Genomic DNA, 22,653 nt, shown 5'->3' with positions numbered 1-22,653 from the left:
CTCGCCTCATTTCTTGGTGCGTTTGTTAATGGTGTTTAGTCGACTTTAATTGTCTATCAATCTCAAGCGTAAACTTGAATCGAAGTAATCCACTTATCGGAGTATACCTACCCCCGTTAGCGGTTGACTGCCCACATCCGGGCATATTTTCCACCGCTTTTAAGAAGTAGATCGTGGGATCCATCCTCGATGATACGTCCCTCGTCAATAACTAGTATCCGATCAGCTCGGCGTGCCGTTGCTAAGCGGTGAGCCACAATCACCGACGTGCGTTTACTCGTGGCCTGAGAGGATGCATCGAGCACCTTCTTTTCCGACGCTGGGTCGAGTGTGGCGGTGGCTTCGTCGAGAAGCATGATCGGTGCGTCGAGCATCTCTGCGCGGGCGAGCGCAATGATCTGGCGTTGTCCGGCGGAGAGTCCGCGTCCGCGTTCGCCGACGACGTGGTTGAAGCCGCCGGGGATGGTGGCAATCACGTCGAAGGAATCGATGGCACGCACGGCTTGCTCGATATCCTCGTCGGAGGCGTTATCCACGCCGTAGGCGATGTTCTCGGCGACGGTGCCAGGGAAGAAGTAGGACTCCTGGGGGACCTGGGCGATGGCGCGCCGCCACTCGGCGAGCGGGAACTGAGAGATGTCGTGGGCGGAGGCCTCGATGCGTCCCGAGGTGGGATCGTAGAAGCGGGCGAGCAGTTTCACCACGGTGGATTTTCCAGCACCCGTAGGCCCAACGAGGGCGACGGTTTCGCGTGGCTTGAGGGTCAGCGAGAGGTTATCCAGGACTTCGGCGTCCTCGGTACCCTCATAAGCAAAGTCCACGTTGCGCAGGCTCACTTCACCAGCAGCGGCCTGCTTCGCCCCCGGGGCTACCCCCTGATCGGGCACCGTTGTCTTCGTGCCCAGCAGTTCCGCGATGCGGGTGAAGCTGACGGTGGCCTGCTGCCAAGAATCGAAGATCTGGCCGAGCTGTTGGATCGGGCCGTAGAGCTGGCCTAAGTACATGGTGAACGCGACGACGACACCAACTGAGAGCGAACCCTCTGCAACGCGTGTTGCTCCCACACCCACGACGATGGCCGTCATGATCTGCGAGATCGCCTGCATACCAGGGAAGTAGAACGCCACCAGAATCTGGGAGCGCATCCGCAGCGAGCGGTATTTTTCTGACTGTGCGGTGAAGGAATCGTGCGCTACCGACTCCATGGTGTGCATCTGGCTCGTGCGGATGCCGCCGATGAGCTCGGAGAATTGCCCGTTGACCACGGAGACTTGCTGGCGGGCCTCGGTGTAATAGCGCTTCGATAACCTGCGGAAGACGATGGTGACCACCACGATGATGGGCACGGCCATAAACGCGAGCAGGGTTAGCGAACCATCGGTGGCGACCAGCATGGCGCTGACACCAACAAGGGTGCCGATGGAAACGATGGCCTGGGCCAGCCCGGTTTGGAGGAAGTTCGACAGCGTATCGATGTCGGTGGTCATGCGTGTCATGATTCGGCCCGACAGGTTCGACTCGAAATAGGACATCCCCAGGCGCTGCAGGTGCGCATAACTGCGCAGACGCAGCCCGTAGAGCAGGCGTTCACCGGAGCGCGAGCTCAAAATGGTCATCGCGACATTCGATGCCCAGGAGATCAGAACGACGATCGCGGCGACACCTGCGACAAGCCACAGCGTGGTCGAATCCTGGGCGCTGATGCCGTTGTCGATGGCGAAGCGAATCAGGGTGGGGAAGGCCAAGTCGGCCAGCACCCCGATGATGAGCAACACGATCACGCCCACGATCAGCCACTTCACGGCGGCGAAGAGGTTGCGAATCTTAAAGGGGCGATTCGCCTCCCTCAACCGCGCAGAATCGAGGCGCGGTTGTTCGTCGGCGGGAGGGAGCTTGGCTAGGCGCTCCTTCAGGTCCTCGGTTTCGGTCAGCACCGCACTGTGCCCCCGCGGTCCCGTGGCCGTCGTCTGAATCGCCGGGCCCTGATCGACCTCAGCTATCTCGGGCCACAACTCCTCATGCGATGGCTCAGGCAAGTTCTCAGACTGGACTTCTGCTCCCGCGATGTCCTCAGCGGGGTTCATCAACTCCGTGTATGCAGGCGTATCGACGATTTCCGCACGCGGACCATCCGCGACGACGCTGCCTTGTTCCATGATCACCACGCGGTCGGCGTGATCGACCGTGGATTGACGGTGTGCAACGGCGATGACTGTGGTGTCGCGCAGCTCGGCGCGCAAATTAGCCAGGATGATGCGCTCGTTCTCGGCATCGATGGCGCTGGTGGCGTCGTCGAGAAGCATCACTTGCGGCTTCGAGAGCAACGCGCGCGCTATCGCGATGCGCTGGCGCTGACCGCCTGACAGCGTCAACCCGCGTTCGCCGACGATGGTGTCGTAGCCATCGGAGAGTTTCTCGATGAACTTGTCGGCACGCGCGAGCCCGGCCACACGGGCGACCTCCTCGTCGGAGACCTCAAGGCCCATGGTGATGTTGTCGCGAATCGAGCTGGAAAAGAGGAACGCCTCGTCAAAGACGCAGGTGACCCGGTCGCGGACATCGCGCAGGCGCAGCTCGTCAAAGGAGTAATCGCGCGTGCCGACGAGGGCAACGCTGCCGGAATCCGGGGTGTAGAAACCGCCGGCAAGCTGCACCGCCATGGACTTGCCCGCACCTGGGCCACCGACGACCGCGACCGTTTCGCCCGGGGCGACGCGCAGCGAGAGATCGTTGAGCACCCGGTGTCCGTCGGTAGAAAAGGTGACGTTGGTAAACGCGATGCCGAGGGGCTCGTCGCCAAGCGGGGTGGGGTCGGTGGGGTCCTCGCGCTCGGGCGTGAGGCGCAGTACGTCGTCGAGACGATCGACACTGCTCATGCCCATTTGCAGGGTGACGTAGGTGTTGGTGAGCATGCTCATCAGCGACGTCATCGAGGTCAAATAGGCCGTAAACGCAACAAACTCGCCGACAGAGATGCCGCCGTTAATCGCGGTGAGGCCACCGAGCACGATCGTGATCACGAGCGCGAAGTTAGGCAATTGGGACAAAAGAGGCCGGAAGCGAGCCGTGAGCTTCGCCGCACGCATCTTCACCGCGTAGAGGCGAGTGCCCAACCTGTCGAGCCGATCCACGGCTTGTTCCTCGCGGCCAAAGGCCTTGACCACGCGCACACCGGAGACGGTCTGCTCAACGTGCTCGGCGAGGTCCGCCGTGGCCTGCTGGTTTTCCCAGGTCGCGGCGTAGAGGGTCTTACGCGAGCGATTCGCTAACCACAAGATGATCGGCAGAAACGCCAGAGCCAGCAGCGTCAGCGGCACCGACATAGTCAGCATCACCACCACAGTGGCCACTAGCTGAAGTAATCGCGAGAGCGCCAGCGGGCCCATGGCCAGCACCGATTGGAACTGGTTCAAGTCGCTGATCGAGCGCGATACGATCTGACCGGTGACGATCTTGTCCTGGCCAGGCCCGTCGAGAGCCTGCAGCGCGTCGAGGACATCGACGCGTAGCGAATGCTGCGCACCGACCGACAGGGAACCCGCCGACCAGCGCCGCGCGATCTGCATGACGTATTGCCCCAGCGCAATGGCCACCATGGTCCAAGCAATTGCCGAAATGGAACCGAGCCGTTGGCCTGTGGCTACATCGATGGCCTGGCCAGTCAGCGCCGGGACGGTCACCTGCAACAGCGTGGCAGCGATCGCCGTAGAAAATGCGACGACCGCAACAATGGGGCGCCGCTTAATGATCCGCCAAATGAGGCGAGCTCCGCGATTAGCGTGCGAAGCTTGATTCATGTGTCCTACTTATCCGAGCGGCCCACCAGCTTGTTCCAAGCGCGCTGGATGCGACCGTTCTTGTCGGTGTTTGAGGAGTCCGAAGGTGTCTCCGTGAGCAGCGCTTCAAGCTCGGCGATGGCCGCGTCGTCCTCGGTGGAAGTCGGCGTCTGCGGAAGCTCCACGAGGAAGCGCTGCGGGGTAGCACCCAGGTTAGTGGAAACGTTCGAGATCACGGATTTCGCTAGACGACGATTCACCACCGTGCCAGCAATGGCACCGATTCCCAGTGGCAGGATCTTTGCAATCCATGCCGTGGTGAATTTCTTGGTGGCCCGCTTCACGGCCATAGACAGCAGCTTGTTGTTGACATCGGCAAGCTTCGGGCCCGAAAAACGCGAGAGGGTTTTCGCCGTGGGAGCGCCAATGGCAATGTCGCCCATGAGCGTATCGACGATGGCCGAGCCCTTCGATCCGAGCAAAGTAATCAGCACGAGTGTACGTCGACGCTCTGGGTCTGAGATATCCACCCCGCGCAGGTAGGCGCTGGCCACGGTATACACCGCGCCAAAGTCGAGGAAGACTGCCGATTCGCCAGCTACGGCCGCGGTGCCGAGGAAGAATCCGACACCAGGAACAGCTGCGGTGGCGCCGACACCCGCGCCGGTGCCAGACACAACCGTGAGAAAGTGTCGATCCATAATCTTCTGAATCTCGGCAGGTGTGGCATCCGGGTTATTCCGGCGCAGGCGATGGACATAGCTCTTGATGGTGGACCCTTGGATGTGGACAGCCTTGTCCACGGCACCGATCAATGCGCGACCAATTGGGCCAGCATTGTGCTCGATGGTCGATGGATCTGAGCCGATGGCATCGACAACTACTTGATCAGTGCGATCGTTGTCGAAGGTGAGCTTGGTGGTGTTGCGTGCCATGGGTTCCTCCTTAAGACGAAAGGATTATTAAAGGTGTTGTTATCCTAGGTAGTCAACGCACTATATAGCGATGCTCAACCTCGCTTTATTTCCATCTTGATCAACTTGTAACTTTTGTGCGCTGTGGAATCTGGCAGGTCTCGCGTCGGCCAACATGATTTTGCACGTCATGTGTAGAAAAACTCCCAGTAGATATTAAGATTCGCCTACTAACCTAGGCAGTATGAGTGTTTCCGATGCAGTACCCGGCCAGGGTCCTGATATTGGCCCCAGCACTGGACTACAGCAAGGATCCAGCGCTGGGGAGAATGTTTCTGCTCAGAATCATCTCGGGCATCGCCCGGGGGCCGGCCCTGTTGTTTCCACCACGCAAGGCAAGGTACGCGGGTTCGTTGATTCTTTGTCGGGAGTGCGCACGTGGAGGGGAGTGCCTTACGGGGCAGACACCAGCGGTGAGCACAGGTTTAGAGCGCCACGCCCGGCTGAGCCGTGGATTGGCATCCGGGAATGCACCGATTTCGCGCCCCCTGCCTTGCAGGGAACATATGGTCTGACAAGCAAAGTGATCGGCACCGAGGATTGTCTGACCTTGGATGTGGTCCGACCAGATACAGACGATGTGCTGCCAGTCGTGGTGTATTTCCATGGAGGGTCATTCTTGATGGGGTCATCTTACGAAAAGGTGCTCCAGGGCCACAATCTCTCGCTGTCGACCAACGTAGTCTACATCTCGGTGAACTTTCGGCTTGGCGTGCTGGGCTACCTTGACCTGCGCTCGATTGGCGATGATTGCGTAGCCAACCCAGCGCTCAGGGACCAGATCCTTGCGCTGCAGTGGGTCCAAGACAACGCAGCAGCCTTTGGCGGCGACCCGGACTCAGTCACCATCATGGGAGAGTCAGCGGGTGGTGCTTCGGTGATCTCGCTGATGACGGCTCCTTCCGCCCGGGGGCTCTTCCACCGGGCCATTGCGCAGTCCCCGCCAACCGGGGCAGTGCATTCACGTTTGCAGGCCGCCTGGTGGGCGACGCGCCTGCTCGACTCGATGGGGATGTCCAGACTGTCCTCGCTTGAGGAGCTTCGCGAAGTTGATGCCACCGAGCTTGTCCGCGTAGGCCAAGCCATGGTCATCCGTGGCGGGGAATTGATGTACTTAAACTCGGCATATATGCCGTCTGTGGATGGCGAGACGGTCATGCAACACCCTCTCGATGCGTTTGCCGATGGCAATCAGGCCCAGGTGCCACTGATTTTGGGTACCAATTCTGACGAGGCGAGCTTTGCCAAAGCGATGTATCTGCGCAACAAGGCGCGGACAAAGGCGGCTCGGCGCCTCCTCGATGTTTATGATTCGGCGAACGCTCAGCGTGTTCTTCAGGCATATGACAATGCCGAGTCACGTTCCGATTTTGCAGAATTGTTGGCAGACGCCTTGTTCTGGGCCCCAACGGTCTCGGTTGCCTCTAATCACCGATTCTCCGCACCGACGTGGATGTATCGCTACGACTACGCCAGCACCGCGATGCAGCGACTTGGCCTCGGCGCAATCCACTCCTCGGACCTGACAGCGGTGTTCGGCGCGCCGGGAACAACCCGCGCCGCCCGGTTGGACAATATCTTGTCTAATGAAGGTTTCGATGAGGTCAGCGAGAGGATGCAGTTCCACTGGGGGCACTTCTTCCACTACGGAAATCCGGGACCGCAGTGGCCTGCGTATGGCATGCGTGCCGACGAGGAGCCGGGTCGCGCGACAGCCGTGTTTAATAAGGAATCTCATATTGAATATGACCCCAAGGCCGAGAAGCGCCGGGCCTGGGCATCCTTCTCCATGACCGAGTGGGGAGAGGGCCGCCACGACTTGGAAGCGCGCGTTGCGGAATTCTTGGGCACGGTGTTTGAGGCTGCGGAATAGAAGTTTTGTTTTCGGGGCAATTTCACAGCGCTAATAGCGGGCATGAAGCGAGTCTGCGAACTAGGCTGGTACCGGCCACCATTTTATCCCCCAACAGAGTGCGCATGATTCAAGGGACGAATTTCCGGAAAGGGACTGTTGACCATGAGCTTTTTCGAGGATATTGCTGCGGCGCTCGACCGCGACGGGGTGGAATCACGGGTGCACGACGAAGTGATGTTTGTACCGATCACCGCTGAGATTGAAATCCAGTTTGTCGAGATCGACCCACACCTGCCGGCGGCCAACGTGTATATCGCGGCGGCCGATGTCGACGAGGACGATGATGACTTTGAGGCTGTCTTGGTGTCAGTTGTGTTTTCTGTTGACGCGGCTGTACAAACCGTGGCAGACCACATTGCCACCGATCAGGTTGTTACCGTTTTGCGCGACTTGCTAGAGAGCACCGATGAGCGCATCGAAGATCTAGATTTCTTCCAGGATGTGATCAACCCTCATCTAGTGCGGGCTGAAGTGGGCGATAACTCTGAGCTCCAGGTGCTTGTTGAAGTACTTGATGGGGTGCCTTCCGCAGTGGTTGAGTTTGTTGCCATGGGCAATGACTTCGACGAGTTGGTGGACCAGGCTATCGATGAGCTGTGGGAGTCGGACGGGGAAGCAGAGCTGTCGGTCGAGGACCGCGAGCGACTGTTCAACGACCTAGCACTCGAGGCCGATCTTGATGGTGAGGTCCTCGCCCTGGGTACGTTCACCGATTTTGATCGTCTCTTCGACGTTTTGTCCCTCGCGGCGGACCAAGCAGATGACTGGGAAGGTCAGCTGGTTCCCGTCGTTGATGATGAATTCGAAGAGCCTGAGGTCTACGACATTTTCGGCGCCGACGATGGCGACGATGATGACGTTGACTTCCATGAGGGTGACTCGGAAGACATTGACGACGTTGATGACGACGTTGATGAAGAGGACGAAGACGACCTCGACGACGGACGCTAATCCTCAACCAGCGATGTAACGCCAGCCCGAACTCTGGGCTGGCGTTCGCGTTTTATGCAGCAGCGCTGGCCTGGAACATCGAGGCAGGCGACTGCAATGGTTGGAATTTTGAATCCACGATCCACACATAGGTCACCGCTGTGTGTGACGACAGCTCGTGCACCGCGCCTTCGATGTTCTCGGGCAATAGGGCTCGGATCCACTCTTCAGCAGTGGAGCGCGGCGCGGGGAACCCCGCAGGATCTGTAATGCGGATGGTGATCAGATAGGCCGGAGTGCGGGTTTCTCCGTAGCCCTGCAGCCGGGCTTGAACTCTGGGGCCCACTCTGTGTCGGCTGATCGCCATAGTCAGCGGGCCACCGCCAAATACTCCTGGGAGGGTCTTTGTGGGCGGGCGCCATGATGAAATGGGGCGCGCGAGCGAGCGCGGGTGGTGCAAGATGGATGAGATTTCGGAGAGTAGTTCGGCGTGCTTGTGGGTGATAGGCGAGCGACGGGCGGCAGAAGCGGTAGAAGCGGTAGAAGCGGCAGAAGCTGACGTGCGGTTCTGGGACGTGGAGTAGGAATATGCGTTAATCATGATCCAAATTTTAGGACTGGCGTTCGACGGGACAATTCCACTATAGAACAAGTGTGCTAAACAGTCTTGGATAGGTACTTTCTTGGATTAAGGGCTAGCCTAAGGGGACAATGACCACTCAAGCTTCAGATTCCGGACATGACGCATCTGAGCCAACACCTAAGATTCCTCGCCAGATTTGGGTGCTTGTCTCCGCTGCGTTTCTTATTGCCCTCGGCTATGGGCTCATCGCACCGATCATCCCGCAATTTGCCGTCAGTTTTGGCGTTTCCATGGCGGCAGCGGGCGCCGTCGTGTCGGTGTTCTCGGCCGCACGACTATTTGGGGCACCGTGGGCGGGGCGTCTCGTCGATAAGCTTGGTACCCGCAGGGTATATCTGACGGGGCTGATCATCGTCGCGGTGACCACCGCATTGGTGGCTGCGACACAGGAGTTCTGGCAAATCCTGGTGCTGCGCACGCTGGCGGGGCTGGGGTCGACCATGTTCTCCATCTCGGCAATGGGACTAATTGTTAAGGTCGCACCGCCAGAGATTCGCGGACGAGCGTCGTCGGTCTATGGGTCAGCATTCCTGTTAGGCAACGTCATCGGGCCGGTCGTGGGTGCCGGATTGTCATTTTTGGGGATGCGCTGGCCGTTCGTTATTTACGGGATCGGCGTGGGGCTCGCCGCGTTCGTGGTTTGGGTTTCCATGCCTCGCAGCAACGCTGATGTAAAGAAGGAGACGCTGCCACCGATGCAGCTCTCCGAAGCGTGGGAGGACTCGGCGTACCGCGCGGTGTTGGTCTCCAATTTCTCACACGGCTGGATCAACATGGGTGTGCGCGTGGCCGTCCTGCCGCTCTTCGCCGCGGCAGTGTTTACTCACGGCGGGGCGGCCTCTGGTTTTGCCCTTGCCGCATTCGCGCTGGGCAACATGATTGCTTTGCAGTTCTCGGGGAGGCTGGCGGACACACTTGGTCGCAAACCGATGATTCTCGCTGGCCTGTTGAGCACGGCAGTGTTTACCAGTGCGCTGGGCTTCGCTGACTCGTTCTGGCCTTTGATTATTACTTCGGCGCTGGCTGGTGTGGGCGGTGGCCTGCTTAATCCAGGCCAGCAGGCGGTGCTGGCGGACATCATTGGCAATAATCGCTCCGGCGGTAAGGTCCTGTCCACCTTCCAGATGAGCATGGATGCTGGACAAATCCTCGGCCCGATCCTCATCGGTGCCTTAGCGGAGACCTACGGCTTCCAAACAGCGTTTATGGCCTGTGGCGTTCTCGCACTAGTCGCGGCAGGGGTGTGGCTCACCGGCCGCGAAACGTTGTCGTCCAAGCAGTCAGAGCTCAAGACGATCAAGGGGGAGAAGAGTGAATAAATCGGACCTTGCATCGTCATATAAGGCGCTGGCAGCACTATGCGTGGGCCTGTTTCTCACCCTGATTGATCAGTCGATGGTGGCCGTCGCCCTGCCCGCCATCGCCGCGGAACTCGACGCCTCGACGAACCAGATCGTCTGGGTGGTCGCGATTTACCTGCTCACCTTCGCCGTTCCACTGCTGATCACCGGCAGGCTCGGCGACCGCTTCGGGCAGCGCCGGATGTACATGATCGGCATGGCGATTTTCGTGATCGCCGCCGGCTTGTGCGCATTTGCGCCGTCGATCGAGGTGCTCATCTTGCTGCGCGCCATCCAAGGCTTCGGCGGCTCCCTGCTCAACCCGCAGCCGATGGCCGTGATCAACCGCATCTTCCCGCGCGAACACCGTGGCACCGCCATGGGCTATTGGAGTGCGGTCGGCGGATCCGCGGGCATGTTCGGTCCCGTCATCGGTGGGCTTGTTGTCGCCGCCGGCGGGTGGCGGTGGGTCTTCGCCATCTACATCCCCGTGGGCATCATCTCGCTGATCGCGGTGGCAATCTATGTCCCACAGCTCGAGCGCACCACCTCAGCCGTGGATATCCCATCGGCGTTGCTGTCGCTCATCGCGGTCGCCGGCGTGACCGTCGCATTCCAACAAGGCCCAGAGTGGGAGTGGGGTTGGGCCGTGTGGGCGGCACTCGCCGTCGGCATCTTCGGGTTCTACGCGCTTTATCGCAGGCAAAAATCGCGTGGCGACGACGCCCTGATCCCTTTGAAGCTGTTTAGCGTGCACAACTTCAAGTACGGCATCATCGCCGTCTTTACCCTCGGCTTCGCGGTATACACCGTCCAGCTTCCCGTGATGCAATACCTCCAGGTTGAGCTGGGCATGGGCAGTGCCGCGGCCGGCCTCGTACTCATCCCGATGGGTGTCATGTCCGTCCTCGTCGCACCGCTGGCCGGCAGGCTCACAGACCGGATCGCGCCGGGAACCGTGTCCACCATCGGCTTCGGTACGATGATTCTTTCCCTGCTCCTCTTCGGCATCTTCATGATCTCCGGCGCCTCCATGTGGTGGCTGCTCATCCCGGTCACGCTGCTCGGTATTGCCAACGGCTTGGCCTGGTCGCCGAACTCCGCCATCGCATTGCGCGACCTGCCTGCGGACGCGATGGGTGCGGGTTCCGGTGTATACAACACCTCGCGCCAGGTGGGTGCCGTCATCGGTTCCGCATCCATGGGCGCGGTCATGCAGGTCGGTGTGGCCTATGGCGTGGGCTTCGGTATGGGCATTGCCATGTTCGTCCCCGTGGCGGTCCTGCTGGTGGGTCTCGGCGCCGTGCGCCAGTTCCGGGCGTAGACCGGCCTGCACGGGTACTAACTCACAGCTAAAGTAAGCCACATGAAACTAGTGCTAATCCGTCACGGATCCACGGACTGGAACATTGAGCGTCGCATGCAGGGCAGCACCGACATTGCCATTTGCGATCAGGGTAGGGAAGAGTCGGCCAGGCTCGCTCCCTTCCTGCAGACCCTAGAACCAGGTTATGTGGTGACCTCACAGTTGCAGCGCACCATCCAGACTGCTGAGGCCGCCGGATTGAGCATTGATAAGAGCGATCCGCGCCTCAACGAGTTCAACCTCGGAGTCTGGGAAGGCCAGCTCATCGACGACATCGACCAGAAGCTCTACGGCGACTGGGTCAACGGCGAGTACGCTCCCGAGGGCGGCGACGACATGAGCGAGTTCTTCCTCCGCATCAACGCCGCGATCTTCGACGCGATGAGCCACGCTGGAGCCAACAACATCGAAACTGTGTGCGTGGTGGCGCACGGGGGCGTGATTCGTCGTTACTTGGCCCGCGGTTTGGGCCTGGACACCTCGAAGATGGTCAACCCACGCCACGCGAGCGCCTCCATCGTCGACTTCGATGGACACCGCATGCGCCTCGAGGCATATAACTACCTCGGTCTCTAATATGCGCACACCCGTTGTGATTGACTGCGACCCTGGCATCGATGACACCCTCGCCCTGATCTACCTTGCCGGGTTGCACGTCGGCGACGAGATCTCATTCGAGGCCGTGACCACCACCGCAGGCAACACCACGGTGGCCAACACCGCCACGAACGCGGCCTGGGTCCTCGCACAGTGCGGGCTGCCCGACATCCCCGTCGCGCCGGGGTGCGCCGTCCCGCTGAAGGTGCCGCTCACCATCACCCCGGAGACCCACGGCCCGACCGGGCTGGGCTACGTCACCGCTGCAACGAGCACATCGCTTCACGACGATTGGCAGCACCTGTGGATCGACGCCATTGAAAAAAATGGCACCGACCTGCACCTAATTGTCACCGGCCCGCTGACGAATCTGGCGCAGTTCCGCCGGGATCACCCGGAGCACTACGCGCAGCTCACACACGTCACCGTGATGGGTGGGGCAGTGAACTACCGCGGCAACACCACACCCACGGCCGAGTGGAATTTCTGGGTCGACCCGCACGCGGCCAGCGAGGTGTTCGAGCACGCGCCGTGCGAGATCACGCTGTGTTCTCTAGAGGTCACCGAGCGCATGCTCGTGGATCCGGAGCGTGCGGGAGCGCTCGTCGATAAGCTTGGTGCGGTGCCGATCGCGCAGCACCTGCAGGACATCCTGCGGTTCTATTTCGAATTCCATGAGGGCAACGACGAGGGGTACCAAGCGCAGATCCATGACCTTCTGACCTGCATGATCGCGCTTGTGACGGTGGATGATACGGAGCTGGCCACCACCGTGGCGGTCGAGGCGGACAGTGAGCTAATGCGGGGGACGTCGGTGGCTGATCTGCGTAACCATTGGGGCAAACCGGCGAATGCGCATCTGGTGATGAGCGCTGATATCGCAGGTGCCCACGAGGAGTTGGACCGAGCGGCGTCTCTGTTGGCAGATCGCGCGCGCACCGACTAAAGTCCAGTGTCGTTGTGGCTTAGCCCGAGGTGACATAGGGTGCCATTTCCCCGTGCCCGTTTTTGGACGACTTTTCGAGGACCACCTATGTCTACTGAAACCGCAATGACACCTGCCCGCAAGGCCCTGGCCGCCGCCGGTGTGCTCGTTGTTGCCGCTACCTGGATCTATCTCGTGCTGGTGCGCCCTACTGATTGGGATTCGGTGGGTGGATCCACTGAATCGCTGATCACTCTTGTGGGGTATATCGGTGGTGCTGTGTTGCTGCTGGCGGCCACGCTGCCTTCGCTTCCTGCGCGTACTATCGCCCTGATCCCCGTTGCCATTGTGCTGAACATGGTGCTGGGCCAGGTCGTGGGTTCTGTGGGTATCCCGCTGTATATCGATGCGGTGGGCACCATCTTGATGGCAGCCCTCGCCGGCCCGATCTCGGGTATGGCCACCGGTGTGCTCGCCTCCGTGGTGTGGGGCCTACTCAACCCGGCGGCCCTGCCTTTCGCTGCCAGCCAGGCTCTGACCGGTTGGCTCGCCGGCGTGTTCATCCACCGCTTCGGTGCCTTCAAGAATCTTTTCCGCGTGATCATCGCAGGCCTCATCATCGGTGTGGCTACCGCCGCGATGGCCGCTCCCGTGGCGGCGTTCGTCTACGGCGGCACCGCGGGTGTGGGCACCGGCGCGCTGGTCACTCTGTTCCGCGAGCTCAACATGGAGCTGATCGGGGCGGTATTCGTGCAGTCGCTGATCTCGGATCCGCTGGATAAGGTCATCGTCATGATCATCGTGTGGGCGGCAATCAAGTCCATGCCCAAGAAGACCCTGCGCAGTTTCCAACCGCTCGAGCTGCAGGACAAATAGATGAACCCGTTGACGGCTCTGGCGATCGGGATGTCCGGATGGATTTTGGCGCTTGGCCTGAATTTACCGGTAGCTTCGGCCATCCTGATCCTGCTCGCGCTTGGATTGGCTGTCGTGAAAACGCGCAACCTATCGGTCCCGCTCGCGGTGCTCGTGCTGGCCATTCCGCTGGGGCTGTCAATGGTTCTCGTTCATGCACCTTATGGCGACAATCAGATCGCGCCCTTGATCACCTCCGACGGGCTGGCACTTGCAGGCGCGCTGACTCTCCGGTTTTCAGCACTGATGTCCTGCCTGCTCGCCGCCATGACCTTCGTGACCATCCCCGAGCTGGTCAAGGCCCTCCAGGTCAGCCCGCTGGGTAACCGTATCGCCTATATTGTCGGCTCTGCGCTGCAGTTTCTGCCCCAGGGCCGCCTAGCGGTGCAGCGCGCCCGCGACGCCAACGCGCTCGTCGGGCGCAAGATCAACTTGCGCACCGTCATCCCTCACCTGGCGCTGCCCGTGATGACCAGCGTGTTATCCCAAGGCGCCGCCCGCGGCCAAGCGCTCGAGACCGCAGGCTACGATATCCAGGGTAAACGCACCGTCCTGGTCCCCGTCGCCGACAGCCCCGCGCAGCGCGTCCTGCGCTACACCGTGCCGATTGTGTGTTTGGCGGTGGTCATATGGATCTGACACCGCTGCGCGCCGCGATGGCATCCTCGCGCAACAAGACCGTCCAAGTCGTCGCCGATTCTGGACAGGGACTCAGCCGCATGGCCCGCGAGCTCCACGAAACCCTGCCCAATATTGGCGTGGTCACCCAAGACGCAGAGGCGCACGTTACGCTGCTCCGCGACACGGTTATCGAGGAAGTCGCCACCGGTCTCGAGCAGCGCGGCGTCGAGCGCGAGGAGATGCTGCGCCGGTGTACGCGCACACTTGAGATGTGCGGACTTGCCGACCTCGCCGACAGGCACCCCACCCAACTCTCCGGCGGCCAAACACGCCGTCTCGCCATTGCCACGGTCGCCGTCCTCGAACCGCAGATCTTCGTCCTAGACAACCCCTTCGCCGGCCTCGATCCGGAATCCTCCCGCGCTATCGTCTCGCTGTTCCGCGAGATGCCTAGCGAAATCGTCGTGCTGGGCAATCGGGTGCACCGTGAGTTGGGCTCGAGCGTTTTATCGCTTCGCGACGATTCACTGTCCCTCCACGTACCGGCTCCCCAGGAAGTGAGCCTGCCTGCTCCGGTTGCTGCTTCTATTGCTGCTCCGATCGACCTGGGTTCTGTCAGCGCTACCCGCGGCGGTGCTAGTCGGCGGTGGTGGCAGTTCAAGGCCTCCACCCAGCCCGACTTTGCTGTCGGGCCGCTTCCTTTGGTGGTTTCGCCTTCTTCCGTGGTGTGGCTGCGCGGTGCCAACGGTTCCGGCAAGACCACACTGTTGCGCGCTATGGCTGGCCTCGACGGGAACGACGGGGTGTCGGTATCTACTTCTTTGGCTTTCCAGCACGCCGCCGACCAAGTGGTGGATACGACGATCTCGGGCTTTATCGGGGATGCTGGGCTGATCTCGGAGTTGGACTTCGACCCCGAGGAGCACCCTTTGGATCTGTCTGCCTCCAACCTGCGGCTGGCGCAAATGGCGTCCGTTTATGTGCAGAACCGCACCCTAATGCTTTTCGACGAGCCCGACGTCGGCCTAGACACCTGCGGCCGCACACGGGCCCACGAGATGCTGGCCCGCTGCTTAAGCGGCGGGGCAGCGCTGGTGATGACCTGCCACGATACATCCTTCATGGACGAAGTGGGGGAGTACGCGCAGGTCAGCGAGGTGTGGGTTTAGGATTCGGTGTGAGGTGATGGTTGTTCGCTGGCCTATCTCATATCGTGTCTAGTGCTTCGACTAGATTTGATCGATAACGTTCTTTTGAAAATGAGTAGGGAAATACGTGACGATGCATGATCAGTACGCAGTTAAGCAAGTTCGCGGACCTTATGTAACTCTGTCACTGCACCCGAATCACTGTTCGACGGAACAGGAATTGATTGAGTACGCGGAAGAAAGGCGGAGTCAAGGTGCGATCCTTGGCGCAGACTTGTTCTCGGGTGCAGGTGGATTAAGCCAAGGGCTTGTTAATGCAGGCATTGAAGTAGTGCTCGGAATCGACCATTACCAATATGCGCTCGAAACACATGCCGCGCGCTTTCCAGGAATGTCAGTTGACTGGGATTTGTCGACTTCTGACAATGTTGCGCGCGTAGCGGACCTAATGAAGGAAGCCGGCATTGAGGTGTTGGCCGGGGGCCCACCTTGCCAGCCATTCTCTAAAGCCGGTAGGTCTGGTATCCGTCACCTTGTAGAGAATGGCGAACGGGATCCAGATGATCAGCGGAGAAACCTTTGGCGGGCATATCTTGAAGTAGTACAGCTTGCTAGCCCGAAGGCTGTAATCATGGAGAATGTTCCAGATATTGCTCTGGACGATGAGATGTTCATCCTCCGAAGCATGGTTACAGAGCTTGAGCAGATTGGGTACTCAGTCGAATGCAAAGTTATTGATACTTGGCGATATGGGGTTCCCCAGTTCCGCCAGCGCTTTATTCTTGTAGCCCTTCGCGACAATGTGAAGTTCGAATGGCCTAAGGAAGTATCCCAAAAGGTTTCTGTTTGGAATGCAATCGGAGACTTGCCAGAGGTTGAAGGTGGCGATCGACCCGATGGTGGGGGGGATGGTTTTTGGGATTACTCCGGGCCACTTACGGAGTATCAAACTTCCATGCGCGCCAATGTCCGAGACGAGGATAAAGATCGAATCTATGACCACATTACTCGTCCTGTAAGGGAGGATGACCGTCAGGCATTTGAGCAAATGACGGCTGCCACGCGATATTCTGACCTTCCGGAGCATCTTCGGCGGTACCGGTCCGACATTTTCGTCGATAAGTACAAAAGATTAGATGAGAATGACCTGTCAAGGACTATTACAGCCCATATTGCGAAAGATGGCTATAGCTTTATTCACCCTCGTCAGGCACGAACTATTACCGTTCGTGAAGCAGCGCGTCTACAGTCGTTTCCAGACGATTTTCGCTTCTCAGGTCCACCGAGCGCCGCATTCAAACAAATCGGAAATGCGGTCCCAGTGCGCCTTGGAGAGGCTCTTGGAAATGGCATCCTAAATGCATGGGAGCGGAACGAGACCAAACATTATGTTTCTAAAGACGTAGTCGAATCGTTAGCTGATTGGTATAGGCAGCAACCAGATAGCGGGTTACTTCAACCTTGGCTACGAACAAAGTCTCGCTGGAAGATCGTGGTAGCTGAAATTTTTCTTTTGCGCTCGTCTTGGACTGAAACGCGTTTCTTGTGGCAACTGATCGATAATCTCGAGGAACCTGAGATTGGAGCATTGCCGAGTGATCAGACCATTGCTACTCTGCGTTCAGTCTTCGCTGGTGAGAGGTTCAAGATCCGTTTTTCCCAGTTTGAGACCCTCGTCGAGCAGATGCGAGAAAATCCTAAGGCGCTGTGGGAACCTCACATTGATCGAGCGAAGCTCCCAGTGCTAAACGATGTCTTGGTTAGGACTCTTGAGCTTTCAGCGCCCATTTCGGACGGTACTGACAGCCGAAGCGAAGAACCTGTAATTGTCGCAAAGGGAGTCCTCCGAGTTACGAGCCGCTTTCTCGGGGTGGATACGGAAAGTCGAAATAAGCAATCGAATGGCCGGATTAGTGTCGGGAAACTTTTGGGACTTGATAAGAATTCTCGAGAAGGCCACCTCGCGCTTTTTGAAGTGGCGCGGCAGCTGTGCGTTTCCGAAAAGCCGTACTGTGGCGTCTGCCCCCTGTCGCAGATGTGTGATTTTGCTCAGCGACGCGGAGGTGATGCTGAGCAACCGCCTGAACCTGAAACCTTGTTTTAGTCGAAACCTAAATGCTCAGCTAAGTCGGGGATCTCGGACTTGATCAGTTTCATCATTTCGTCGAGTGCTTCTAGATGACCTGTCCGGGCAGCCGCCGCCCGGAGGGTGAGTCCGATAGTTGCACCGTCCTCCTTGCGACCTCCGAAGCTAGGAGAAGAGTCTTGGTCGTGTTCGCCGCTAGAGGTTTTGGCGAGCTCGCTCCGGCGGTATTCAGCATCGGCTTGGATACAAAGCTCATTAATCGGTCGGCTGAGCATTTTCCGAAGTTCACTCGGTACGGTGACTCGCATCTTTGCAACATTGATGTTGAAGGCGCTGTCGAGGTCCGTATCGAAATCAAGGGAAGCGCGTGCGTACTTAGTGTGCTCATCAATTGTCCGGATTCCTGCCCAACCGCTCCATTGAACTAGTCGATTGGACCGATAAATGTAAAGCCCCTGCTGCTTGTTCCACTTATCAATGCCGGACAGTGAATCGTAAGCTTGAGAAGTGGAGAAGTTGTCTCGGGTAGGGAGCAAATATCGTCGCAGCTGAACTTTCCCGACTCCTGACTTATGTTCGATTTCGAACTCATCGGATCCGAGCTCTTGGGTTGCGAGTTCGCTTCGTGCGAATGGATCCCAAGCATCTACAGGCTTGCCATTGATAGTAATAACGAGGTTGTTTTCGGTTTCGCCAGACAGAAATCGATGAAAAACCATTGCCAGATAACTTTCGAGTTTGACCGGAAGGCTTTCAATTCGTCGTCGAGCCCAGCCACCTTCAGGTGCTTTGGCAGGCAATAGACGATCCAGAGATTTCCAGAAAACCGAAGTACCAGTGTGAGGAAGATAGGTCCCCGCGTGCTGAATGATTTCGGGTTCGTCTGAGATGTCGGTAATTAGCCAGTCGTCGACTACTTCGATGAAGTTTAAATCGAGAGCACGCGCTTGGATCGGCTCGTTCTCGCGAGATGTAACAACCTCAATTCGCCGGCACTGAGACAAAGAGGCCGTCTTTAGTCCAAGACCGTATCGTCCTAGTTCACCAATGTCGTATGACCGCCTTGAACCAAAACGCATTGCCTCATTGAGGGTTTCTGAGCTCATACCTTCACCGTTATCGGTCAGTGAGATATACGAGTTTCGGCCTTTAAACACGATCTCAATATCAACTGTCGTCGCGTGAGCGGCGATCGAATTATCGATTAGATCTGCGATGGCGGATTCGAAGCTATAGCCAATATCACGAAGTGAGTTGGTCAGGCGTCGAGCGGACGGCGCTACGGAGAGTCGATTGGTCATTTGGAGTGCATTGATCCTTTAAGGCTGAGTTATGTGGGAAGGCACAGATTATCGATTAAACTGAGACTCTTTCGCTTTCAAGTTCATCTATAAAAGGCTGAAGTGCAATATCGTAGGCCTCTTCGACCAGGGTACGCAATTGTTCTTCAGGAAGACAATCGAGGTCAACAAATGAAACAAACTTGCCTAGTTGAACCATTACTCGTCTTAGAACCTCTGACTTTGCGAACTCAAATTCATTTGACTTGCTGATATGAATTTCAACAATTATGCGTGCCAACAAAGGATTCATCCCAAATGTCGGACGTTCCATAATGTTGACGCCTTCGTCTTCGCCAATCTTGGTGTTGAGTGCAGGGCCGAGTACATAAGCTCTCCACCAAGCCTTTCTCAAGACATTTCTAGGTCGGCCAATCCAGCGCTCAAACTCGGGGTTCTTACTTTTGTTTGGAAATCTCCAAGCGACAACGTCAGGAACTAAGACTAATGACAAAAAACTCCAGACTTCTTCTACGCCAGCTTCAGCAGGGGTGATGTATAGCTCTGCGAGTAAGAAATTGCCAAGTTCTACATCAAAGTCAGACATGGTGCTGCTTTTGATGGATTTCCGGACTGGAAATCCATACCCAGAGGCGATATCGATGATGCCATTTCGAAGGTTTTGGAGCTGAGCTGTAGTAGGAATTTTTGCGGCGACCGGTGGCGGATATGCCATCTGGTTGTGAGTTGAAGCTAAACCCCCACATTGTTCCACGGTTAAGTCGCACATGTCCGAGACAATCGACATGGCATTTCCTCGATCTAATCGATAATGAGAAAGGAAGCTTTCCAATTTTCTATTTCCTCGATTCCTTACCAGACCGCCGACTGAAGGTCTTCGCAATCACCGCAGAGGAAAGGAATCCAGGGTCGGTCAAGAAGTTGTCCTTATTCGACTCGATAGTAGTCTGCGGAAAATAGGTTGAATGTATTTCCAAAAGTGCTTCAGCTAGCGTTCCAGGTTCCTCTGCATCCAATTTTAGCTGCTCAAGGTCTGAATTGAACGCAAAAGTCAATAGCTGAATAATTACATCTGCACGAACGAAATTGTGCAATTCTAGCTGGTCTTTTGCAGATGGATCTTTTAAATAGTCGGTGATGCGGGGGTGCCCAGTGTTGAGATAAAGCCTCACACTTGAGGAGAAATGCCCGCTAAGATCGCCCGGAATTCGAACTTGCCATAGTGCATCCGGCGGTTCGATATAGTTTTTTGCGAAATCCAATGCAGTAGTGGGGAATTGGGAGCCTGTTCCTTCGAGGCGCACGGAAATAGACGAACTCCAAAGCCTTGATCCTGTTCTGCGTGGGGCCAATGGATATAAATCAGGATCGGGGTTATTTTCAAGTACGATACTCGGCTTAATGATTAATTCTCCACCCAATTTGGTGCTATCGAGTGTAAACGAGAGAACATTTTCGCCGTCGCTCAAGCTCTGTAGGGGAGATGCCCCATGCAGCCCTGACCCTGTGGATTTCCAATTGACTGTGGCGGCCAACTGACCGAGATTTGCGGAATTAATTGGGTTAAAACCACACTGACTTAACACGTCATTCAAATCAAGCGTCAGGATAAAACTAACTTGGAGGTCAGACCTATCTGTCCAAGTAATTTGAGCATTTTCATCTGAGTGAACTACTGATTTCCCATCAATCACCAAATCATAGTCATCGAGAGAAATTGCATTACCCGAAGGAACGAGATACCCAAGGCTAGTGCTTGCCATCAGTTTTCCCCACTTTCGCTTTGGAAAGCAACTACTTCTGCAGAAATCGCAGTGTCTTGGGGCTGAAGAACCGCATAAACACCTTCCCAATGACTGGCGCGCATATACTTAATTAACGCAGCTTCGTCAGGTGGAGCGTTCACCAGATCTTCCCAAGACTTAGGAATGGACTGAGGTTGAATCCAACCGAGGTGAGTGGGCATCTTGAGTCCATCTTCGGATTCAGTCTTTCGTTTACCATCAACGATGACTGCTGTATTTACCTGAATTGCTACATTCTCCTCGAGAGCCTTTGGAGAACAGCTCACTTCAACCTTGAAGAGACTGATTGGTCCGTGCGGCGTCGAGACCAAGGACTCCAACTCAATGGAGGATGTAACTCCATTTCGCTTTGATTTTGTTCTGTTCGCACCCTTCGTGCCCTTTGGCGAAACGACTCGTGTACTTTTCCCAGTAGCACCCGAAAATATCGTTCCCAGTTCGTTTGAGATCGTGGTAAGTGTGGATACTTCTTCAGCCGATTCCCCCAAGACTGTTTGGTCCATTGAAGCGCTGAGGAGTTCCTTCATACGGTTTAGCGCGATACGAACCGGATTAGTAGCTCTCGGCTTATCAGTTTTAGGATTCCTAAACTTTGGGTCTTTCAAGTTTACGGTTTGAGGGTTCCATTCGTCGTGTGCCGGAGGTTCGCTGCCAGCGAAGACAGAGTCAAGGTGCTCTGCGGCCAGGAACACACCTGAGTAAGCTTCATTGTTACTAGGACGCGGACCGGCCCAATACGTTACAACCATTCGTGGAGATCTCATCAACGCAATGTGCTGATTCATTGGTGTATCGAAAACAGAAGTCTGTTGGATTTGGTCCTCGCCAGTTCTCATAAGAGATAGGCGTCCTAGGTATTCAATTGGGCGTCGAGACGTTATATCGACCCATTTTCGTTTGCCTTCTACCTGAAAATCGGTAATGAACTCTGAAGCATCTAGGTGTTCAGGCTTAGTGATTGTCAAGCCCCGGGTTTTGTAGAGAGTAGTTAGTCTGTTTTTCTTGGTTTCAGGTCACGCCGCAGAAACGGCGGCGGGTTGGTGATCAGTCCAGTACAACGCCTCGAAATCATTCGGGCTGCGGTTACCCAGCTTCGAGTGAACTCGCTCGGCGTTGTACCAGCCGACCCACTCCAGGGTGGCTTTCTCCACATCATCGATGCCCTGCCAGGCATCCGGATGCCACGCAGAGTTATGGATCACCTCGCCTTTGTAGAGGCTGTTGAGCGCCTCAGCCAGAGCATTGTCGTAGGAATCCCCACGGGATCCGACCGAGGCAACGATCTCGTTGTCTTCCAGGGCCGTGGCGTAGGCAATGGAGCGATACTGCACCCCGCGATCCGAGTGGTGTACAAGCTCCGCCACTGACTGCCCGGCCCGTTGCCGGGCGCTGATAGCCATCGACAAGGCGTCCACCGCCAGTTCAGCGTAGAGGCTGTCGCTGATCTTCCAGCCGACGATCTTGCGGGAGTAGACATCGGTCACGAACGCGGTGTACACCCAGCCGGCATGGGTCCGTACGTAGGTAATATCAGCGACCCAGAGGCTATTGGGATGCGCGGCGCTGAACTTCCGGTCCACCAGATCCAGCGGACAGGACTCCTTCGGCGCGGAGTAGGTGGTGTTCGGGTTCTTCCTCCTGACCAGCCCTTTCAGCTGTGCAATCTTCATCAGCCGTTCGACGGTACAGCGGGCGACCGGGCCCTGGTCGTGGGCGTCGAGGTGCTCGGGCTGGTTGATCACGGCATGCAGTTTCCTCGCGCCGTACACGTAGAAATTCTTCTCGAACAGCCAGATGAGGTAGTTGATGAGCACGCGGTCTCGTTTCTCCCTGTGCGAGGGGGTGTGGTTGAGGCGGGCGTAGTAGGTACTCGGTGCGATCTTGATGCCGGCGGCGTGCAGCTGCCGGCAGATCGGCTCGACACCGAAGCGGTCCTTGTGGGAAGAGATGTAGTCGATGACTACCGGGAGGGGCGGTCGAGCTCCGCTGCGAAGAAAGCCGATGCAGACTTCAAGATCTCGTTGGCTCGGCGCAGCTCGCGGACTTCCTTTTCCAGCTCGGTGATCCGTTCTGATTCCGAGGTGGTTGTCCCGGGCCGCTCACCGGTATCGATCTGGGCCTGACGTACCCAGGAGCGCAGGGTTTCGGTGTTGAGATCGAGCTGGGCGGCGATGCGTTTGTAGGCGCCGTGCTTGGTGGCCGGGTCGGCCAGGGCGTCGATGGTCAGCCGGACTGCGCGGGCTTTGACCTCATCGGAGTACTTCCTTGGGGCGGGCATGGTGCTCTATCCTTCCGTGTCTTCCCACCCTCC

The 22,653-nt window shown here is 57.5% G+C and carries 17 protein-coding genes, 1 pseudogene and 1 other annotated feature; of the genes and pseudogenes, 10 read left to right on the top strand and 8 right to left on the bottom strand.

Translation table 11 applies throughout. The features are described from left to right. Positions 1–116 precede the first annotated feature (116 nt). Entirely contained in the window at positions 117–3,797 is a 3,681-nt protein-coding gene (locus A37O_RS0102155; RefSeq protein WP_018295847.1) for an ABC transporter ATP-binding protein, read from the bottom strand. Positions 3,798–3,802: 5 nt separating this feature from the next. Further along, positions 3,803–4,711 carry a hypothetical protein gene (locus A37O_RS14435; RefSeq protein ID WP_018295846.1) on the bottom strand — a complete coding sequence of 303 codons (909 nt, stop codon included), beginning with the start codon at positions 4,709–4,711 and terminating at the stop codon, positions 3,803–3,805. Between the two features lie 223 nt (positions 4,712–4,934). On the opposite strand from A37O_RS14435, the gene A37O_RS0102145 reads away from it, so the two are divergent. Next, a complete protein-coding gene (locus A37O_RS0102145) occupies positions 4,935–6,623 on the top strand; it encodes a carboxylesterase/lipase family protein (RefSeq protein ID WP_083912564.1) in 1,689 nt (562 codons plus the stop codon). Positions 6,624–6,767: 144 nt separating this feature from the next. Continuing rightward, complete coding sequence (locus A37O_RS0102140; RefSeq protein WP_018295844.1) at positions 6,768–7,616, top strand: hypothetical protein; 849 nt, start codon at positions 6,768–6,770, stop codon at positions 7,614–7,616. 52 nt (positions 7,617–7,668) lie between these two features. Here the strand turns inward: A37O_RS0102140 and A37O_RS0102135 are convergent, their stop codons facing one another. Beyond that, positions 7,669–8,196, bottom strand: a complete 528-nt coding sequence (locus tag A37O_RS0102135) for a hypothetical protein (protein WP_018295843.1) — start codon at positions 8,194–8,196, stop codon at positions 7,669–7,671. Positions 8,197–8,306: 110 nt separating this feature from the next. On the opposite strand from A37O_RS0102135, the gene A37O_RS0102130 reads away from it, so the two are divergent. The 8 genes from A37O_RS0102130 to A37O_RS0102095 all read left to right on the top strand — a co-directional run bounded on the left by A37O_RS0102130 (position 8,307) and on the right by A37O_RS0102095 (position 17,254). Beyond that, positions 8,307–9,557 carry an MFS transporter gene (locus tag A37O_RS0102130; RefSeq protein WP_018295842.1) on the top strand — a complete coding sequence of 417 codons (1,251 nt, stop codon included), beginning with the start codon at positions 8,307–8,309 and terminating at the stop codon, positions 9,555–9,557. After that, entirely contained in the window at positions 9,550–10,902 is a 1,353-nt protein-coding gene (locus A37O_RS0102125; protein WP_026196051.1) for a DHA2 family efflux MFS transporter permease subunit, read from the top strand. Before A37O_RS0102130 ends, A37O_RS0102125 begins: the two co-directional genes overlap by 8 nt. A 42-nt stretch (positions 10,903–10,944) precedes the next feature. Beyond that, the gene (locus A37O_RS0102120; protein ID WP_018295840.1) at positions 10,945–11,520 is read left to right on the top strand and encodes a histidine phosphatase family protein; all 576 of its coding nucleotides are present in this window, start codon (positions 10,945–10,947) and stop codon (positions 11,518–11,520) included. Position 11,521: 1 nt separating this feature from the next. Continuing rightward, positions 11,522–12,487 (top strand): nucleoside hydrolase, encoded by a 966-nt coding sequence (locus tag A37O_RS0102115; RefSeq protein WP_018295839.1) that lies wholly within the window; start codon positions 11,522–11,524, stop codon positions 12,485–12,487. Between the two features lie 105 nt (positions 12,488–12,592). Next, positions 12,593–13,342: a hypothetical protein gene (locus A37O_RS0102110; RefSeq protein WP_026196050.1), complete on the top strand. Its 750-nt coding sequence runs from the start codon at positions 12,593–12,595 to the stop codon at positions 13,340–13,342. Positions 13,343–13,456: 114 nt separating this feature from the next. Beyond that, positions 13,457–14,020, top strand: coding sequence for an energy-coupling factor transporter transmembrane component T family protein (locus tag A37O_RS0102105; protein WP_342661946.1), 564 nt, complete (start codon positions 13,457–13,459; stop codon positions 14,018–14,020). Further along, the gene (locus tag A37O_RS0102100) at positions 14,011–15,171 is read left to right on the top strand and encodes an ATP-binding cassette domain-containing protein (RefSeq protein WP_018295836.1); all 1,161 of its coding nucleotides are present in this window, start codon (positions 14,011–14,013) and stop codon (positions 15,169–15,171) included. Before A37O_RS0102105 ends, A37O_RS0102100 begins: the two co-directional genes overlap by 10 nt. A 112-nt stretch (positions 15,172–15,283) precedes the next feature. Next, entirely contained in the window at positions 15,284–17,254 is a 1,971-nt protein-coding gene (locus A37O_RS0102095) for a DNA cytosine methyltransferase (RefSeq protein ID WP_033377678.1), read from the top strand. Here A37O_RS0102095 and A37O_RS0102090 read toward each other — a convergent pair. The 5 genes and pseudogenes from A37O_RS0102090 to A37O_RS15995 all read right to left on the bottom strand — a co-directional run bounded on the left by A37O_RS0102090 (position 17,251) and on the right by A37O_RS15995 (position 22,620). Next, positions 17,251–18,537, bottom strand: coding sequence for an ATP-binding protein (locus A37O_RS0102090; protein ID WP_018295834.1), 1,287 nt, complete (start codon positions 18,535–18,537; stop codon positions 17,251–17,253). The two genes, A37O_RS0102095 and A37O_RS0102090, sit on opposite strands and share 4 nt — an antisense overlap. Before the next feature lie 55 nt (positions 18,538–18,592). Then, positions 18,593–19,324, bottom strand: coding sequence for a DUF6339 family protein (locus tag A37O_RS0102085; RefSeq protein ID WP_018295833.1), 732 nt, complete (start codon positions 19,322–19,324; stop codon positions 18,593–18,595). 49 nt (positions 19,325–19,373) lie between these two features. Next, on the bottom strand, positions 19,374–20,300 hold the full coding sequence (locus A37O_RS16370; RefSeq protein ID WP_156802462.1) for a hypothetical protein: 927 nt from the start codon (positions 20,298–20,300) through the stop codon (positions 19,374–19,376). Further along, positions 20,300–21,307 (bottom strand): hypothetical protein, encoded by a 1,008-nt coding sequence (locus A37O_RS0102075; RefSeq protein WP_156802461.1) that lies wholly within the window; start codon positions 21,305–21,307, stop codon positions 20,300–20,302. Before A37O_RS0102075 ends, A37O_RS16370 begins: the two co-directional genes overlap by 1 nt. 48 nt (positions 21,308–21,355) lie before the next feature. Further along, a pseudogene (locus tag A37O_RS15995) lies at positions 21,356–22,620 on the bottom strand (IS3 family transposase). After that, positions 22,214–22,342: a sequence feature (AL1L pseudoknot), on the bottom strand. It overlaps the preceding pseudogene by 129 nt. Positions 22,621–22,653: the final 33 nt, after the last annotated feature.

This window comes from Corynebacterium lubricantis DSM 45231 (assembly GCF_000379425.1).
GTDB lineage: Bacteria > Actinomycetota > Actinomycetes > Mycobacteriales > Mycobacteriaceae > Corynebacterium > Corynebacterium lubricantis.
This window is presented reverse-complemented; position numbering and strand designations above follow the sequence as displayed.

What these genes read in the sequence shown, in the direction of transcription:
- A37O_RS0102115 (WP_018295839.1), top strand. Translation starts at nt 11,522, where the DNA reads ATGCGCACACCCGTTGTGATTGACTGCGACCCTGGCATCGATGACACC.
- A37O_RS0102155 (WP_018295847.1), bottom strand. Translation starts at nt 3,797, where the DNA reads ATGAATCAAGCTTCGCACGCTAATCGCGGAGCTCGCCTCATTTGGCGG.
- A37O_RS0102095 (WP_033377678.1), top strand. Translation starts at nt 15,284, where the DNA reads ATGCATGATCAGTACGCAGTTAAGCAAGTTCGCGGACCTTATGTAACT.
- A37O_RS0102120 (WP_018295840.1), top strand. Translation starts at nt 10,945, where the DNA reads ATGAAACTAGTGCTAATCCGTCACGGATCCACGGACTGGAACATTGAG.
- A37O_RS14435 (WP_018295846.1), bottom strand. Translation starts at nt 4,711, where the DNA reads ATGGCACGCAACACCACCAAGCTCACCTTCGACAACGATCGCACTGAT.
- A37O_RS0102135 (WP_018295843.1), bottom strand. Translation starts at nt 8,196, where the DNA reads ATGATTAACGCATATTCCTACTCCACGTCCCAGAACCGCACGTCAGCT.
- A37O_RS0102100 (WP_018295836.1), top strand. Translation starts at nt 14,011, where the DNA reads ATGGATCTGACACCGCTGCGCGCCGCGATGGCATCCTCGCGCAACAAG.
- A37O_RS0102130 (WP_018295842.1), top strand. Translation starts at nt 8,307, where the DNA reads ATGACCACTCAAGCTTCAGATTCCGGACATGACGCATCTGAGCCAACA.
- A37O_RS16370 (WP_156802462.1), bottom strand. Translation starts at nt 20,300, where the DNA reads ATGGCAAGCACTAGCCTTGGGTATCTCGTTCCTTCGGGTAATGCAATT.
- A37O_RS0102090 (WP_018295834.1), bottom strand. Translation starts at nt 18,537, where the DNA reads ATGACCAATCGACTCTCCGTAGCGCCGTCCGCTCGACGCCTGACCAAC.
- A37O_RS0102110 (WP_026196050.1), top strand. Translation starts at nt 12,593, where the DNA reads ATGACACCTGCCCGCAAGGCCCTGGCCGCCGCCGGTGTGCTCGTTGTT.
- A37O_RS0102140 (WP_018295844.1), top strand. Translation starts at nt 6,768, where the DNA reads ATGAGCTTTTTCGAGGATATTGCTGCGGCGCTCGACCGCGACGGGGTG.
- A37O_RS0102085 (WP_018295833.1), bottom strand. Translation starts at nt 19,324, where the DNA reads ATGTCGATTGTCTCGGACATGTGCGACTTAACCGTGGAACAATGTGGG.
- A37O_RS0102145 (WP_083912564.1), top strand. Translation starts at nt 4,935, where the DNA reads ATGAGTGTTTCCGATGCAGTACCCGGCCAGGGTCCTGATATTGGCCCC.